Source organism: Allobosea sp. (assembly GCF_017308075.1).
In the GTDB taxonomy this organism is placed as follows: Bacteria; Pseudomonadota; Alphaproteobacteria; order Rhizobiales; family Beijerinckiaceae; genus Allobosea.
This window is the reverse complement of sequence record NZ_JAFKFX010000034.1, coordinates 76,037-90,598: the sequence shown is the minus strand read 5'-3', so window position 1 is coordinate 90,598 and position 14,562 is coordinate 76,037. Positions and strand designations below refer to the sequence as shown.

Sequence of the window (14,562 nt, the reverse complement as noted above, 5' to 3'; positions counted from 1 at the left end):
GCTCAACTCGCTTTGGCTAGCGTTGCGGGAGCTTCCGGCGCGGCATGGGTCGAGGCCCGGGCGGCCTCGCCCGCCCGGCAAAGATCGCCATAGGCCCAGCGCAGATAGGCGCCGGTGACCGCCATGCCTTCGGCAAAACCATGACGCGGTCGGTAGCCTAGCAGGCGCGCCGCCTTGTCGTTGCTGGCATAGGCCTGGGATTCATAGAGGGCGAGCGCGCGCGGATCGGGCAGGTGACGGAGCCCGAAGCGTCGGCCGCCGCCGCCGCCGAAATAGGCCTTGGTCACCAGCTTGTGCAGGCCGGGCGGCAAGGCATCGTAGCCGGCCTGCAGCGCCTGGCGCGCCGGTGGCCAGCGGACGATGATCTGGACCAGGCGCTTCGGGTTGGCGAGCACGGCCTTAATGTCGCGCATGAGGCCGCTGTTCTCGCCGCGAATCCGGGCGCTGGGCCAATAGACCGGCGGTGGCACCTGGATGGCCTGCGCGATGGCGCTGAAGAACTTACCCCAGCTCACCGGTTCCGGGCCGGAGATGATGAAGCGCTCGCCGACCGCCGCGGGGCGCAGCGCGGCGAGCAGCATCGCGTCGATCAGGTCCTCGATGAAGACGGCATTGCAGACGCCGTCCCCGGCATCGGGCAGGATGACGTCGCCGGTGATCAGCATCTGGGCCGGGGCGTCCGCCCAGGGCTTGGAGAATGGGCCATAGACCACGGCCGGCTGGATGATCGAGGCCGGCACGCCCTCCTCGCGGGCGGCCTTCAACGTGCGGGCCTCGAGGTCGAGCTTGTTGCGGGCATAGGGCCAGGAGACGTCGCCATTGCGGGTCTCCTCGGTCAGCTTGCCGTCCGGAAACGGCTCATAGACCGAGAAGCTGCTGAGATAGACGAAGCCCTTGACCTTCTGCCTGGCGGCGCCTGCCAGCAGCTGTTCGAGCCCGTCGAGATTGGCCTTGCGGGAGCGGTGGTCATAGGCGCAGTGAAAGACGTAATCGACCCCGTCGAAGGCGCGGGCCGCAGGGCCGGCTTCGCCGAGCCTGCCGTTGACGATCTCGACCGGCAGCCTGGCGAGGCGTGTCGCCTGGCCGAAGCTGCGCACGAGGCAGCGCACCTTGACGCCCTGCTCGACCAGCCGCTCGGCGAGCCTGCCACCGATGAAGCCGGCCGCGCCGGTGAGCAGCGCCGTGCTGCCGGCGGGCAGGCGGGGCGTGTCGTCCGCGTCGCCATCGACCGCGTCGCTGCGCCAGCCGAGCGTCAGCGGTTCGCGATTGGCGTAGCAGCGCTCGATCAGCGCGACGGAGCGGGCGCCTTCGCTGCCGGGAATGCCGGCAGTGACCTCGCCCGCGACGCTCCGGGCGAAATCGCGCAGCTCGGAATCGAACAGTTCGGGGAAAAGCTGCAGCGGCAGGTCGGCCGCCGCCCGCCCCTCATGGCGGAAGGCGAGCGCGTTTGGCGAGCCGTCGAGGACGATGTTCTTGGAGAGATGAACCTCGACGAAGCCGGCGCTGCCCTGGATCTGAATCGTGTCGCGCAGATCGCGGGTGCGGCTGAGCTCGACCGTTCCCGTCGCACCCGAAGCCATCCTGCATTCGAGCAGGCAGTCGGCCTCCACCCCTTGTGCGGCATCGTCGCGGTAGCGCAGCGAGGCGACGTCGCCGAGCCACCAGAGCAGCAGATCGAGCGTGTGTGCGCCGGTATCCATCAGCACGCCGCCGGCGGCGAGCTCGCGCCGCAGCAGCGCATCGGAGCTGGTCGCCCAGTTGAAGACGAAGCCCTCGCGAATGCTGAAGCTGCGGATCGTGCCGAGCGTGCCGGATTCGATCAGCGCCTTGAGCCAGCGCGCGCCGAGCAGATAGCGCCGCAGCAGACCAACCCTGAGGCTGAGCCCGCGGGTCTCGGCCTCGCCGATCATCGTCTGGCACTGCTCCGAGGTCACGGCCAGCGGCTTCTCCATGAACAGATGCTTGCCGGCCTTGAGCAGCTCGGTCCCGATCGGGCCATGGAAGACGTGCGGCACGGCGACGATTGCGGCATCGAACTTGTCGGCGGCCTCACGCCAGTCGGCGGCGCGGACGACATCGCGGCCGTGCCGGCCGAGCTTGCCGGCAAGCAGGGCCACGCGCTCGGGCGAGCGGTCGATCAGCACCGAGGGCAGCCAGCCGAGCCGACGCAGTGCAGGCAGGATGTGATGGTCGACGACCGCTCCGCAGCCGATGATCGCGAGACGCTTGGGGGTGGCGGAGCTCATGCTCGTGTTCCTCGCTGAACCGTATGGGGTAGGCAGTGGGCGGAGACGGCAGAGGCGCGGGCCTGCGAGGGCGCTGCGAGCGCCTTTTCATATTCGGCGAAGGCCCGCTCGGCCGCATTGTCCCAGGTGAAGTGCCGGGCGACACGCGCCTTGGCCTGCTGCCCCATGCTCCGCAGCCGCTCAGGCTGCGCCGCCAGCGCGCTGATCGTCTCGCGCAGCCCGCCGACATCGCCCGGCTCGACCAATTGGCCGCTGCCCTGGTCGAGCTGGTGCGGGATGCCGCCGACGCGGGAGGCCAGAACAGGCAGCCCATGGGACATCGCTTCCAGGACGACGAGCGGGAAGGTGTCGGCCAGGGTCGGGAAGACGAAGAGATCGGAATGGCGGAACAGGGCCTCGACTTCGCGATCCGAGACGCGTCCGGTGACGATGATGCGCTGATCGGAGCGTCGCCTGCGGTTGGCGAGGCTGTAGTCGATCTCGGGGCGCGTCTCGCCGCCGACGATCAGGGTGTACGGGCAATTCAGTCCACTGAAGGCTTCGAGCAGGATCGGAAGGCCCTTGTTCGGCGTGTGGTTCGCCAGGAACATGGCGGTGAGCTCGCCAGGGCGCCGGGCCGGCACGCCGAGCCTGCGGCAGATGGCGGTGTCTTCGCCGTTATCGGCCGGCCCGGACAGAGGCACGCCGTTGGGAACCAGGGCGAAGCTGCCGGAAAAGCCCATAGCCGCAACGATTTCGCGATCCGCAGGCGACAGGCCGAGGACGGAAGCGGCTCCGCGCACCGTCTGCTGCACCGGGCCTGTCACCAGGGCCCGCCAGGCCAGACGGCGCAGCGGGCCGAAGCCGTAGATCCGCGTTCCGTTGGCGATCTCGTTGAAGCCATGCGTCGATACGACATAGGGCACGCCGGCCGCCCGGCACGCCCGGGCGATCCGGGCCATTTCCAGCGCCGGCATCGGATTGTGCAGATGCACCAGGTCGAAGCCGCCCGCGCGCAGCATCTCCGGGATGTCGGAGCGATAGAACAAGGTGCGGTAGCGGTTCGGGACCCGGTTCCAGGGTAGCGGCAGAGGCAACCCGACTTTGACCGGCGCGCGCCGCAGGCCACCGGCATCCGCTTCGCGCAGCTGCGCCCCCATCATGCTGGCGACGGTGATGTCGCAATGCCGCGAAAGCGCGGCGCTGAGCTGCTCGGCGGCCCGGCCGGCGCCGCTGACGCTGAGATGCGGCGGAGCCACGATCGCGGCGAGGACCTTCATCATTGATATTTCTCCACCAGCGCACGGGCGAGGTCCGGTGCGCGCCAGAGGTCGCGCAGCGCGTCGTCGATGGTGAAGGCCGGGACCCAGCCGAAGCGTCGGCGGATCTGGGTGGTGTCGGCGGCCAGGAAGGGGCGGTCGACCGGCCTGATCCGGCTGCCATCCTGCTCCAGCTCGAACTCGATGTCGGCGATGGCGCGCAGCTTGTGCAGGACCTCCTCGACCGAATAGGGCTGCGAGGAGCCGAGATTCACCGTGACCGTGCTTTCCGTTTGCAGCCGCCTGGCGGTCGCGATCGTGGCGAAGCCGCGCGCCGCATCCTCGACATGGATGTAGTCGCGCTTCGGCCAGAGATTGCCGAGCCGGACCACGCGATGGCCGGCCTTCAGCTGCGCGACGATCTCGGGCAGGAGATGCGGATTGGTCTCGCCGGGGCCGACCACGTTGAACAGGCGGACGATGACCGCGGAGAGCGAGCGCTGCTGCGCGAGATAGCGGACATATTGCTCGCCATGCAGTTTGCTCATGCCATAGATGTCGTTCGGCTCGAGCGCCGCCGACATCTCGCAATGTGGGGCGAGGTCGGGCTTGTAGACCGCGCCGCTGCTCGCGAAGACGAAGCGCGTGCCGCTTTGTGCCGCGAGCAGGACGCTGACCAAGCCGAGCAGGTTGGTCCGCAGCGCCAGTGCCGGATCGTTCTCGCATTCGGGGATGTAGTGGATCGCGGCCAGATGGACGATGACATCCGGCCGGAACTCCCGGACGAGCCGCGCCATCGCCAACTCGTCGGTGATGTCGAGGCGCTCGAAGCGGATGCGTTCGAGATCGGCCGGCGTGAAGCGGAGCTCGCCATAGCGGAGATTGTCGACGACGCAGACATCGTGCTGCTCGTAGAGCTGGCGGGTCAGCTGGCGGCCGACATAGCCGTTCCCGCCCGTGATGATGATGCGATCGCGCAGGCCCAAGGTCACCTCCCCGGCATTCAGTCGAAATCGGCGTAATATTTGCGAATCTTGTAGGCGGAGGACGGGGCGCGGAAGCTCTGGAAGCTCGCATAGCGCTCGACGTCCACCTGGGTCAGAAGCACGCCGTGCACCCGCATGCCGCCGTCGCAGAGCCGTTTCACCGCTGCGGCGATGGTGGCTTTCGGCGTGTCCTGCCAGCGCGCCGCGTGCAGGACGATGTCGGCGAAATGGGCGAGGATCAGCGCATCCGCGGCCAGCAAGACCGGAGGTGCTTCGATCAGCACGACGTCGAAGGATGAGCGCGCCTCCATGACCAGGTCCGCGAGCGTCGCCGGCGTGAAGGCGGAAGCGCTGTCGGAAAGGCCGCCGCGACGGTGCACCACCGAGAGCTGGCGCGCTTCGCTGGCCGCCAGCGGCGCCCTTCGCCGCAGCAGCGGATTGCGCAGGGGCATGTCCGTCGGGCTCCATTGCCGGCCGCTTTCGAGTGCCCGCTTGCGCGCGGCGCTGCCGGCGACGATGTCCTCGAGCGCCGCCTTCCCGGTGCCGTCGAGCTCGCTGCGTGGAGAAGCGTCGACGACGAGAACGCGGCGTCCCATCTCGACGAGGCAATGGGCGAGAGCCTCGAGCGCCTGCGACTTGCCCTGCTCGGGAAGGGCCGAGGTCATCAGCAGCACTTTGGCCGGCCCGGATTCCGCGAGACGGTGGGTGGCGATGATCGCGCGCAGGATTTCGCGCTGGGTGGCGGCGTTGACCCGGGCATCGCCTGGCTGCAGCGCCGGCAGCAAGCCGATGCAGGGGCTGCCGGTGGCGGCCAGAACCTCCTCTTCCTTGCGGAAGCCGACATCCCGGCGTTCGAGCAGGAAGGTGAGGAGCCCGCCGAACACGGCGGCGCCGAGCCCGGAGAGCGCCAGGGTCAGCCCCTTCTTCGGGCCGGCCGGGGTCCGGCTTGGTTCCGCCGCCGCCATGATCTGCGCCACGACCGGCTTCAGCTCGGACAGGGCGCGGGCCTGCATATGACCCTCGTTCAAGACCTTGAGGCGCTCGCGCAGTGCATCGGCCCGGCTCTGCAGGGTCCGCAGCTCCGCTTCTCTCGCCCGCGCATCGATCAGGCTCGATTTCGCCTTGCCGACGCCGGTTTCCAACTCTTCCTCGACACGGCGTGCGCTCTTCACGTCCTCGGTGATCGCAGCCAGCGCATTCGCGACCTCGTTCTGCAGGCGCGCCTCCGCCTCTTGCTGCAGAGCGCGGGCCTGGATCACCGAAGGATGGCGCTCGCCGGTCGCGGCGGCCTGCGTGCTGGCTTGCCGGCGCGCCGTGTCCCGGCTTTCGATCAGCCTCTGGATCTGAGGCAGCGCCGCGATGTCGGGCGGGATGTTGCCTTCGGCGGCCGCCAGCCTGGCGCGCTCGAGCCGCGATTCCTCGTTCACCCGCGCGAGCGTGGCGGCGCTGGCCTGGCTCGAAATCTCGCGCAGCCGCTGCTGCAGCAGCACCGCGCCTTCCGCAGTGGTCTCGACGATGCCGGAGCTGCGGCGGTAGTCGGCGGCAGCGCGTTCGGCCTGTTCGAGGCTCTTGCGCGTGACCTCGATCTGGTCGGCATACCATTCGGCGGCCCGGCGGGCCGAAGCGGAACTCGTTTCGCCGCGATTGGCGAGATAGGTATCGGCGAAGCGGTTGGCGATCTCGGCGGCCTTGGCCGGCGTATTGGCAGTGTAGCCGATCTCGATCAGATAGGAGCGGCTGTCGTTCCGGACCGTGAGATTGCGCGCCAGCTGCTCGATCTGTGATTCGAGTTGCTCCGGATCGGGGACGGGCGCCCCCAGCCGTGCAGCGGGCTTGGCGGCGGCCTCGGCGGCGAGCTGTTCGGCGACCTGGCGGGTAATCGTGCGGGAGCGGACGAAGCGAGATTCGGTCTCAACGAGGGCGCTCGCATCGAGCGGCAGGCCGGCGGTGCGACGGCCGGTCGGATCATCGCGGCTGAAATCGATCTGGACGAGGGAGGTCGCGGCATAGCGCTTCTCGCTCGTCAAAAGGAAGACCGTGGCGGCGAGCAGTGCCAGCGCGATCAGCCCGATGATCATCCGGCGGCGGCGCCACAGCGCGAGGCCGGCCTCGTAGCCGACATGCTCGAAATGCCGTGGAGCGCCTTCTTCCAGCCGGATCGGATTCTGGAACGCCCAGTTCATGACCTTCACGCGGCCTTCTGTGGCGAAGCGCTGGGCTTGCCGGGGTTGCTCGGGGCGGGGATCGTCGAAAGCGGCGTGCTCCCGGCCGGGATGGTGCGGACCGGGCCGAAGGCCCAGGGCCCGCACCGTGGCGATGGGTTGCCGGCAAAGGGGCGCGGCGAGCCCATCGTCAGACTCGCTGATAAATGTCCTCGATGCGGACGATGTCGTCCTCACCGAGGTAGTCGCCGCACTGCACCTCGACGAGCTCGACCGGTGTGTTGCCGGGGTTCTCGAGCCGGTGGACGGCGCCGAGCGGGATATGGGCGTGCTGGTTCGGCGTCAGCAGCCGGACCTCTTCGCCGACCGTGACCTGGGCGGTGCCGCGGACCACCACCCAGTGTTCGGCGCGATGCCCATGCCTCTGCAGCGAGAGCCGGCCCTTCGGATGGACGACGATACGCTTGACCTGAAAATCGTCGCCGCAATCGGTGACCTGGTACCAGCCCCAGGGGCGATAGACCTTGCAATGGGTGTCGGCCTCCTGCCGCCCGGTCTGGCGCAGGCCTTCGACGATCTGCTTGACCTCGCCGCTGCGGTGGCGGTCGGTCACGAGGATCGCGTCCTTGTTGACGATGACGATCAGATCCTCGACGCCGTGCACCGAGGTCAGCGGCCCGTCACTCGAGACATAGCAGCCATGGGCGTCGGAGAGGACGACTTCGCCCCGGCTGACATTGCCGGCCCCGTCCTGGTCACTGACGGCCCAGAGCAGGTCCCAATTGCCGACATCCGACCAGCCGCAGGCGAGCGGCACCACGACCGCGCGCGCCGTCCGCTCCATCACCGCATAGTCGATCGAGAGCTGTTCGGCTTCGCCATAGGATTTTGCCTCGAGCGCGAAGACGCCGGGCGAGACGGTGGCCTGCTCGGCGGCCCGTGCCACGGCGGCAGCGCTGGCGGGCTGGTGCAGCGCATACTCCTCGATCAGGGTGCGCGCGCTGGCCATGAAGTTGCCGGAGTTCCACAGCATCCCGTCGAGGACATAGCTCCTGGCCCGCTCGGCATCGGGCTTCTCGATGAAGCGCCTGACGGTTCGAGCGCCGCTGGGCAGCGTCTCGCCGGGCTCGATATAGCCATAGCCCGTAGCGGGATCGGTCGGCAGGATCCCGAAGGTCACCAGCCAGCCGGCCGCCAGCGCCGGCAGGCCGGCGAGAACGGCGGTGCGGAAGGCCTCGCCGTCGCGGACCTGATGATCCGAGGCGAGTATCAACAGCGGCACATCGGGGTCGCTTTGCCCAGCCAGGGTCGCAGCGGCGATGATCGCCGGCGCCGTGTCGCGGCGGGCGGGCTCGAGCACGAAGTCGGCCAGAACATCGATTTCGGCGAGCTGCTGCTCGGCGATGAAGCGATAGGTCTGGTTGGTGATGATCACGGGCCGGCCGAATTCCGGCCCCGTGACCCGCAGCACCGTCTGCTGGAAGATCGAATAGCCACCGACGCGCAGCGCGAACTGCTTCGGGAAGGATTCGCGCGACATCGGCCAAAGCCGCGTCCCTGCGCCACCACACATGATCAGGGGCCGGATTGGGCAGCTCATGTCTCGCTCCAGTTTCAAGGGCGGGGGAAGGGCCGGGTCAGCGCATGGCGGCGGCGGTCGGGGGCAGGTCGGGCTCGGGCGGGCGCTGCCGCTCGACGCGCAGGATGTCCCCGGGTTCGAGCAGGGCGCCTTCGACGACCGGGAAAGTCTCGCTGCGTTGCTCGGTCTGGCGTGTCACGAACAGGGAGCGCTTCGGCGGCCCGGCGGTTTCTTCGGCGAGACCGACCTGGCGCAGCCTGAGCTCCCGGGTCAGCCGCGCGGCGGGCAGTGCCGCATCGGTCTCGGTGAGGCGCTGCACGACGTCCTGCATCTCGCTCCAGACACGGCGCTGGAAGGCCTCGCGCGCTTCCCGGATCCGCAGGCTGAGTTCGCCGAGGGCCAATCCGTTCGACGAGATGTCGGCATTGAAACGGGCGATGTTGCCGCGATTGCGCGCTTCCTCGCGCTGCAATTCGATCCCGGTATAACGCCGCGCCAGACCCGAGCTGAGCAGGGCGTTGTAGTCGACGAGATGCTGCTGGATCAGTTCGAGCTGGCGCTTCTCGGCATTGAGCTGGTCTTGCACGAAGCGCTTATTGTCCTGGAGCTTCGGCTCCTGCTGCTGCAGCATCTCGATCTGCTGCTGCAGGGCAGAGGTCTGGAAATTGTGCAGCTCGGTCTCACTGGCCTTGAGCTGCGTCACGAATTCTTCGGAGCCGCGCCCGGCCGCGAGGCTGCTGAAATCGGGGCTGCGTCCGTCACGCTGCGCCTCGAGCCGGATGCGCCGGGCCGTCAGCGTCAGCCTGGTCGTCTCCAGGGCGCGGACCCGTTCATCGGCCTGGACGAAGTCGGTGCGCAGCGCGGCGCGCACCTGTTCCTCGGGAACGCCGAACCCCCCGGCCAGCGCGACCGCGCCGAGCACAGAAACGCCGTGGCGGTAGGGATAAACGCCGGCTGTGCGGACATCGCCGACGACATAGATCGGGCGCGGCTCGGTGAGCCGCACGGATACGACCGGATTCTGCAGATAGCCGTCCGCGAGGCTCTTGGCGACGCGCTGTTCGATCTCCCTGAGGGTGAGCCCGCGCACCGATACGGACCCGACCAGCGGCACGGCTATGCTGTAGCTGGAATCGATCATCGTATCGCCGGACATGTCGGCCTGGCCGAAGACGGTGATGCCGATGCGGTCGCCCGGGGCGACGCGATAGGCGTTCTGCTCGGCCGCCCCGGCTGGGAGGAGCGGGAGAGCGAGCACGCAGAGCCCGGCCAGCCAGGACAATCTCACCGTTGCGGCCGGGGCCCGCACTGCCCGCGCCGGAGACGGCGTCAGGGCCTGCGGTTCGGATGTCTGGCGAGCGGGCATTGCGTGGAACCTTCCTGGATGTCTCCGAACCCGGCCTCCGGGCCATCCGTCATCGGTCTCGCGAGGCGGATTTGTGAGGACACGCTAGAGCACCACGCCGGTTTCGATCGGGCGCATTAGGGCGAAGAGCCGGGCGCGAAAGGGCTACCCCTCGACAGGATGGCTCCAAGGTTTTGGGAATATTGCGTTATTTGGCGGTGTCCGTGGTCTTTCCATGTCGCATGGTCAGGGCATCGGCGGGACCGGGATGCCGGAACCCGGCGACGGCGCCTCCCTCCAAAGGGCTGCCGCGTGAGGGGCGGTGCGACGGAGTACCTCTGCAAGATGGGCGTGGCTGGTCGAGCATGCCCCGAAATAGCAATTGTCTGATTTCGAAATTATAAATACTTAACAATTGGTTATGCGAAGTAAAAACAAATTTTAAATGCGAGCCAGAGATGGCCTATTTCTAAAATAAACAGAGAGATACTAGCAATTTTATATTTCTTTGGATGGATATCCTGCCAACATAGATAATCCGGAGAGTGGAATGAAACGGGTTATGGTTTCTGGAGGGGCTGGTTTCCTGGGCTCTCATCTTTGCAGGAAATTGCTTGCCCAAGGAAATGAGGTTGTCTGTGTTGATAATTATTTCACCGGCAATCGTGGGAATATCGCAGATATTCTTTCTGACAAGAATTTTGATGTTCATCGTCATGACATAACGTTTCCGCTCTATGTCGAAGTTGACGAGATTTACAATCTCGCCTGTCCCGCTTCGCCGATCCACTACCAGCACGACCCCGTGCAGACGACGAAGACGAGTGTCATGGGCGCGATCAACATGCTCGGCCTCGCCAAGCGTCTGCGTTGCCGCATTCTCCAGGCTTCGACCAGCGAGGTCTATGGCGATCCCGAGGTCCATCCGCAGCGCGAGGACTATCGTGGCCTGGTCAACATCAACGGCCCGCGCGCCTGCTATGATGAAGGCAAGCGCTGCGCCGAGACCTTGTTCTACGATTATCAGCGCCAGCACGGCCTAGGCATCCGGGTGGCCCGGATCTTCAACACCTATGGCCCGCGCATGCATCCGAAGGATGGTCGGGTCGTCTCGAACTTCATCGTGCAGGCGCTGCGCAACGAGCCGATCACGCTCTATGGCGACGGCAGCCAGACGCGCTCCTTCTGCTATGTCGACGACCTCGTCGACGGGCTGATCCGGCTCATGAACGTCGATGGCGACGTGATCGGACCGGTCAATCTCGGCAATCCGCATGAGATCAGCGTGCGCGAACTCGCCGAAACCATCATCGAACTGATCGGCTCGCGCTCGGCGCTCGATTTCCGCCCGCTGCCGGCCGATGATCCCCGGCAGCGTTGCCCCGATATCGGGCGCGCCTCCGAGTTGCTGCATTGGAAGCCGCGGGTCGAGCTGCGGGAAGGCCTGTCCCGCACCATCGCCTATTTCGACGAGCTCCTGGCCAAGGCCCCGGCTCCCCCGCAATCGCTGGAGCTGAAGGTGGTGGCATGAACACGCCGATCTCCCGCCCGCCGCTGCCACGCGTCGAGATTCTCGGTGTCCGTGTCGCCGCCATCGACCTGCCCAGGGCGCTCGACACGATCGAGTCCTGGATCGCGGCCGGCAAGCACCATTATGTCTGCATCACCGGCGCGCATGGCGTCATGGAGAGCCGACGCGACCCGGTCCTGCGGGCGATCCACAACCAGGCCGGCATGGCGACGCCGGACGGCATGCCCCTGGTCTGGGTCTCGCGCCTGCTCGGTCATGCCGATACCCGGCGGGTTTATGGGCCGGATCTGATGCGGGCGCTCAGCGCCCTTTCGGCCCAGCGGGGCTACCGGCAATTCTATTATGGCGGCGACAAGGGCGTCGCCGATCAGCTCGCCGCGGCGCTCAAGCGCGATTGCCCCGGCCTCGTCGTCGCCGGGACGCTGTGCCCGCCCTTCCGCCCGCTGACCAGCGACGAGGACGACGATGTCGTGGCCCAGATCAATGCGGCCAAGCCCGACATCGTCTGGGTCGGCCTCAGCACGCCGAAGCAGGAATACTGGATGGCGAGCCATGGCGCGCGCCTCGACGCACCGGTGCTGATCGGCGTCGGCGCCGCCTTCGATTTCCTGGCCGGTCGCAAGGCCCAGGCCCCGCTCTGGATGCAGCGCAACGGACTCGAATGGCTGTTCCGACTCTGCCAGGAGCCGCGCCGCCTCGGCCGCCGCTATCTGCGCATCGTGCCGGGCTTTCTCGCGGCGGTCGGCGGAGACCTCGTCCGGCGTTCGGCGACGACCTTCTGGCTGGGCACGCGGCGGCGCCTGCGCCGCCTGATCACCGGCTGAACCCGTATCCAATCCTCCAATGCAGAGCTGGAGAGCGACATGCCTGACAAGATCGCACTGGTCACCGGCGCCGGCGGCTTCATCGGCCATCATCTCGTCTCGTATCTGGTGGCTCACGGCCACAAGGTACGCGGGGTCGACATCAAGGCGCCGGAATACGAGGCGAGCAAGGCACATGAGTTCGCGCTGCTCGATCTGCGGCTTCCCGGCAATTGCGAGAAGGCGGTCGCAGGGGTCGACGAGGTCTATCATCTCGCCGCCGATATGGGCGGGATCGGCTACATCACCTCGTCCCATGCCGCGATCACGCTGCACAACACGCTGATCAACGTGAACATGGTGAAATCGGCGCGGGAAGCCGAGGTGAAGCGCTTCCTGTTCTCCTCCTCGGCCTGCATCTATCCGCAATATCTGCAGCACAAGCCCGATGTGACGCCACTGCGCGAGGACGATGCCTTCCCGGCCGATCCGGAGGAGGGCTACGGGCTCGAGAAGCTCTATATGGAGAAAATGTGCCAGTACTTTACGGAGGACTGGGGCTTCCCGACCCGCACTGTCCGCTTCCACAATGTCTACGGGCCGCTCGGTACCTATGATGGTGGTCGCGAAAAGGCGCCGGCGGCGATCTGCCGGAAGGTTGCGCTCGCGGCCGATGGCGCCGCAATCGAGATCTGGGGCGACGGCCAGCAGACGCGTTCCTTCATGCATGTCGACGACTGCGTCGAGGGCATCTTCCGCATCATGCGCTCGGACTACGACCGGCCGCTGAATCTCGGCACCGATGAACTGGTCTCCGTCGACCAGCTCGTCGACATGGTGGCCGGGATCGCCGGCAAGCGCATCGTCAAGCAGCATGACCGCTCGCGCCCGCAGGGTGTCCGCGGGCGCAACAGCGACAATTCCCGCCTGCGCGAGGTGCTCGGCTGGGAACCCGGCATCCTGCTGAAGGACGGGCTGAAGCCCACCTATCGCTGGATCGCCGAGATGCTGGCCCGGAAGGCCGAAGCCCCGCAGGTGCAGGCGGCCGAATAGCGCCGCAACGGCGCGTCATTGCTGGGAAGGGGGAGGGTGCGCGTCATGCCTCTGGCCATATCCTCGGTTGCCTCGCCGAAACTGAGCGCCACGCGCGTTCCGTCGGTCCCGCGATCGGTGCGGCGGGGCGGTGCCTGGTCGCGCCGCCGTATCGCCGTGGTGACGGCGCTCGTGACCGGCGATCTCCTGGCCGCCGGGCTTGCGGTCGCGCTGACGATGCAGATCGCGCCGGCAGCGCTTCATGATGCCCTCGAAGCCGGTCTGGCCGGGATCGCGCTCGTGGTGCCTTTGCATGCCTCGTTCGGGATCTATGGTTGCTGGGGGCCCTGTCCGATAGACCGCCTGCGGTTGCGTGCGCAGGCGGCGCTGATGCTCTCGGTGATGGCGGCGCTGGCCTTCGCCGCCTGGCAGGGGCCGGAGAGCCTGGCGGCGATCCTCCTGCTTGGGAGCGCGCTGTTCGTCATCGGCCATTACACGGAAGGGCTGGTCCGGTATCTGCTGACGCGGGCCGGGATCTGGGGCGCACCGACCATCCTTGTCGGCCCGCCCGAGCTCTGCAACGCGATGGCAAGGCGGCTGCTGCGCGATCCGAAGCTGGGGCTGCGCCCGATCGGCCTGATCGGCGACCGGCCGGATCTCGAAAGCGCCGAGGCCGGGCCGGTTCCGATGCTGGGCGGCTCGGCAGATCTGGCCCGGCTCTCGGAACAGGCCGAGGTCGTCATCGTCGCGGCGGCGGCCCTGCTGCCGGGCGAGGGCTGGCCGGGGATCACGCTGTCGGATGTCCGGGCGCCGCATGTCGTCGTCGCCGAGAATGCCGATGGGTTGCCGAATGTCGGCATGCACACGCGCAATCTCGGCGGGGCGCTCGGCCTCGAGGTGCGCTTCGACCTGTTCCAGCCGGGGCATCTCGCGATCAAGCGCTGGATCGATCTCATGGTCACCGTGCCCCTGCTGCTGCTGGCCTCCCCCTTGATCCTGATGCTCGCTCTGGCGGTGAAGATCGCCGATCCCGGCCATGCCTTCTATCGGCAGCGCCGCGTCGGGCGCGACGGTCGTGAGCTCAACGTCCTCAAGCTGCGCACCATGTATGCCGACGCCGAAAGCCGGCTCCAGGAGCATCTGGAACGCAATCCACAGGCGCGCGCCGAATGGGAGCGCTTCTTCAAGCTCAAGGACGATCCGCGGATCCTGCCGGTGATCGGCCATTTTCTGCGCCGTTCCAGCCTCGATGAGCTGCCGCAGCTCTGGAACATCGTCTGCGGCGGCATGAGCCTGGTCGGCCCGCGACCGTTCCCGGAATACCACATGGCGAGCTTCGACCCCGGCTTCCAGTCGATACGGGTCAGCGTCCCGCCCGGCCTGACCGGCCTGTGGCAGGTTAGCTCGCGCAGCGGCGGCGACCTTGAGGTGCAGCAGGAGGAGGATCTCTTCTACATCCGCAACTGGTCGCTCTGGCTCGACATCTACATCCTGCTCGAGACCTTCCCGGCGGTGCTGACGTCGCGTGGGGCGCGCTAGAGCCCTCGGCAGAGGACCGAGCCGGGCAGGCTCGCCGGAAGCGGAGAGAAAGGCGATGCGGAGAACCGATCGAGATGACCGCTCGGAAGGCAGGGCCGGGA

General features: G+C 67.3%; 10 protein-coding genes. 4 read left to right on the top strand and 6 right to left on the bottom strand.

Annotation, left to right across the window (positions count from 1 at the left end; all coding sequences use genetic code 11):
- Positions 1-2: 2 nt before the first annotated feature.
- The 6 genes from J0J10_RS16945 to J0J10_RS16920 form a co-directional block, all read right to left on the bottom strand.
- Entirely contained in the window at positions 3-2,246 is a 2,244-nt protein-coding gene (locus J0J10_RS16945) for an NAD-dependent epimerase/dehydratase family protein (RefSeq protein WP_291647635.1), read from the bottom strand.
- Positions 2,243-3,508 (bottom strand): glycosyltransferase family 4 protein, encoded by a 1,266-nt coding sequence (locus tag J0J10_RS16940; RefSeq protein WP_291647633.1) that lies wholly within the window; start codon positions 3,506-3,508, stop codon positions 2,243-2,245. The genes J0J10_RS16945 and J0J10_RS16940 overlap by 4 nt, the downstream gene beginning before the upstream one ends.
- Complete coding sequence (locus J0J10_RS16935) at positions 3,505-4,470, bottom strand: NAD-dependent epimerase/dehydratase family protein (protein ID WP_291647631.1); 966 nt, start codon at positions 4,468-4,470, stop codon at positions 3,505-3,507. The genes J0J10_RS16940 and J0J10_RS16935 overlap by 4 nt, the downstream gene beginning before the upstream one ends.
- Before the next feature lie 17 nt (positions 4,471-4,487).
- Positions 4,488-6,653 (bottom strand): GumC family protein, encoded by a 2,166-nt coding sequence (locus tag J0J10_RS16930; RefSeq protein ID WP_291647749.1) that lies wholly within the window; start codon positions 6,651-6,653, stop codon positions 4,488-4,490.
- Positions 6,654-6,822: 169 nt separating this feature from the next.
- Positions 6,823-8,232 (bottom strand): mannose-1-phosphate guanylyltransferase/mannose-6-phosphate isomerase, encoded by a 1,410-nt coding sequence (locus J0J10_RS16925; RefSeq protein WP_291647629.1) that lies wholly within the window; start codon positions 8,230-8,232, stop codon positions 6,823-6,825.
- Between the two features lie 37 nt (positions 8,233-8,269).
- Positions 8,270-9,577, bottom strand: a complete 1,308-nt coding sequence (locus J0J10_RS16920; RefSeq protein WP_291647626.1) for a polysaccharide biosynthesis/export family protein — start codon at positions 9,575-9,577, stop codon at positions 8,270-8,272.
- 529 nt (positions 9,578-10,106) lie between these two features.
- Between J0J10_RS16920 and J0J10_RS16915 the strand changes: the two genes are divergently transcribed.
- From J0J10_RS16915 to J0J10_RS16900, 4 genes are read left to right on the top strand one after another with little or no spacing between them, the layout of a single operon-like run.
- The gene (locus tag J0J10_RS16915) at positions 10,107-11,087 is read left to right on the top strand and encodes a UDP-glucuronic acid decarboxylase family protein (RefSeq protein ID WP_291647747.1); all 981 of its coding nucleotides are present in this window, start codon (positions 10,107-10,109) and stop codon (positions 11,085-11,087) included.
- Entirely contained in the window at positions 11,084-11,911 is an 828-nt protein-coding gene (locus J0J10_RS16910) for a WecB/TagA/CpsF family glycosyltransferase (RefSeq protein WP_291638142.1), read from the top strand. The genes J0J10_RS16915 and J0J10_RS16910 overlap by 4 nt, the downstream gene beginning before the upstream one ends.
- Positions 11,912-11,950: 39 nt before the next feature.
- Positions 11,951-12,943, top strand: coding sequence for an NAD-dependent epimerase/dehydratase family protein (locus tag J0J10_RS16905; RefSeq protein ID WP_291638143.1), 993 nt, complete (start codon positions 11,951-11,953; stop codon positions 12,941-12,943).
- 45 nt (positions 12,944-12,988) lie between these two features.
- Positions 12,989-14,461, top strand: a complete 1,473-nt coding sequence (locus tag J0J10_RS16900; RefSeq protein WP_291638144.1) for an exopolysaccharide biosynthesis polyprenyl glycosylphosphotransferase — start codon at positions 12,989-12,991, stop codon at positions 14,459-14,461.
- The last annotated feature ends 101 nt before the right edge of the window (positions 14,462-14,562 follow it).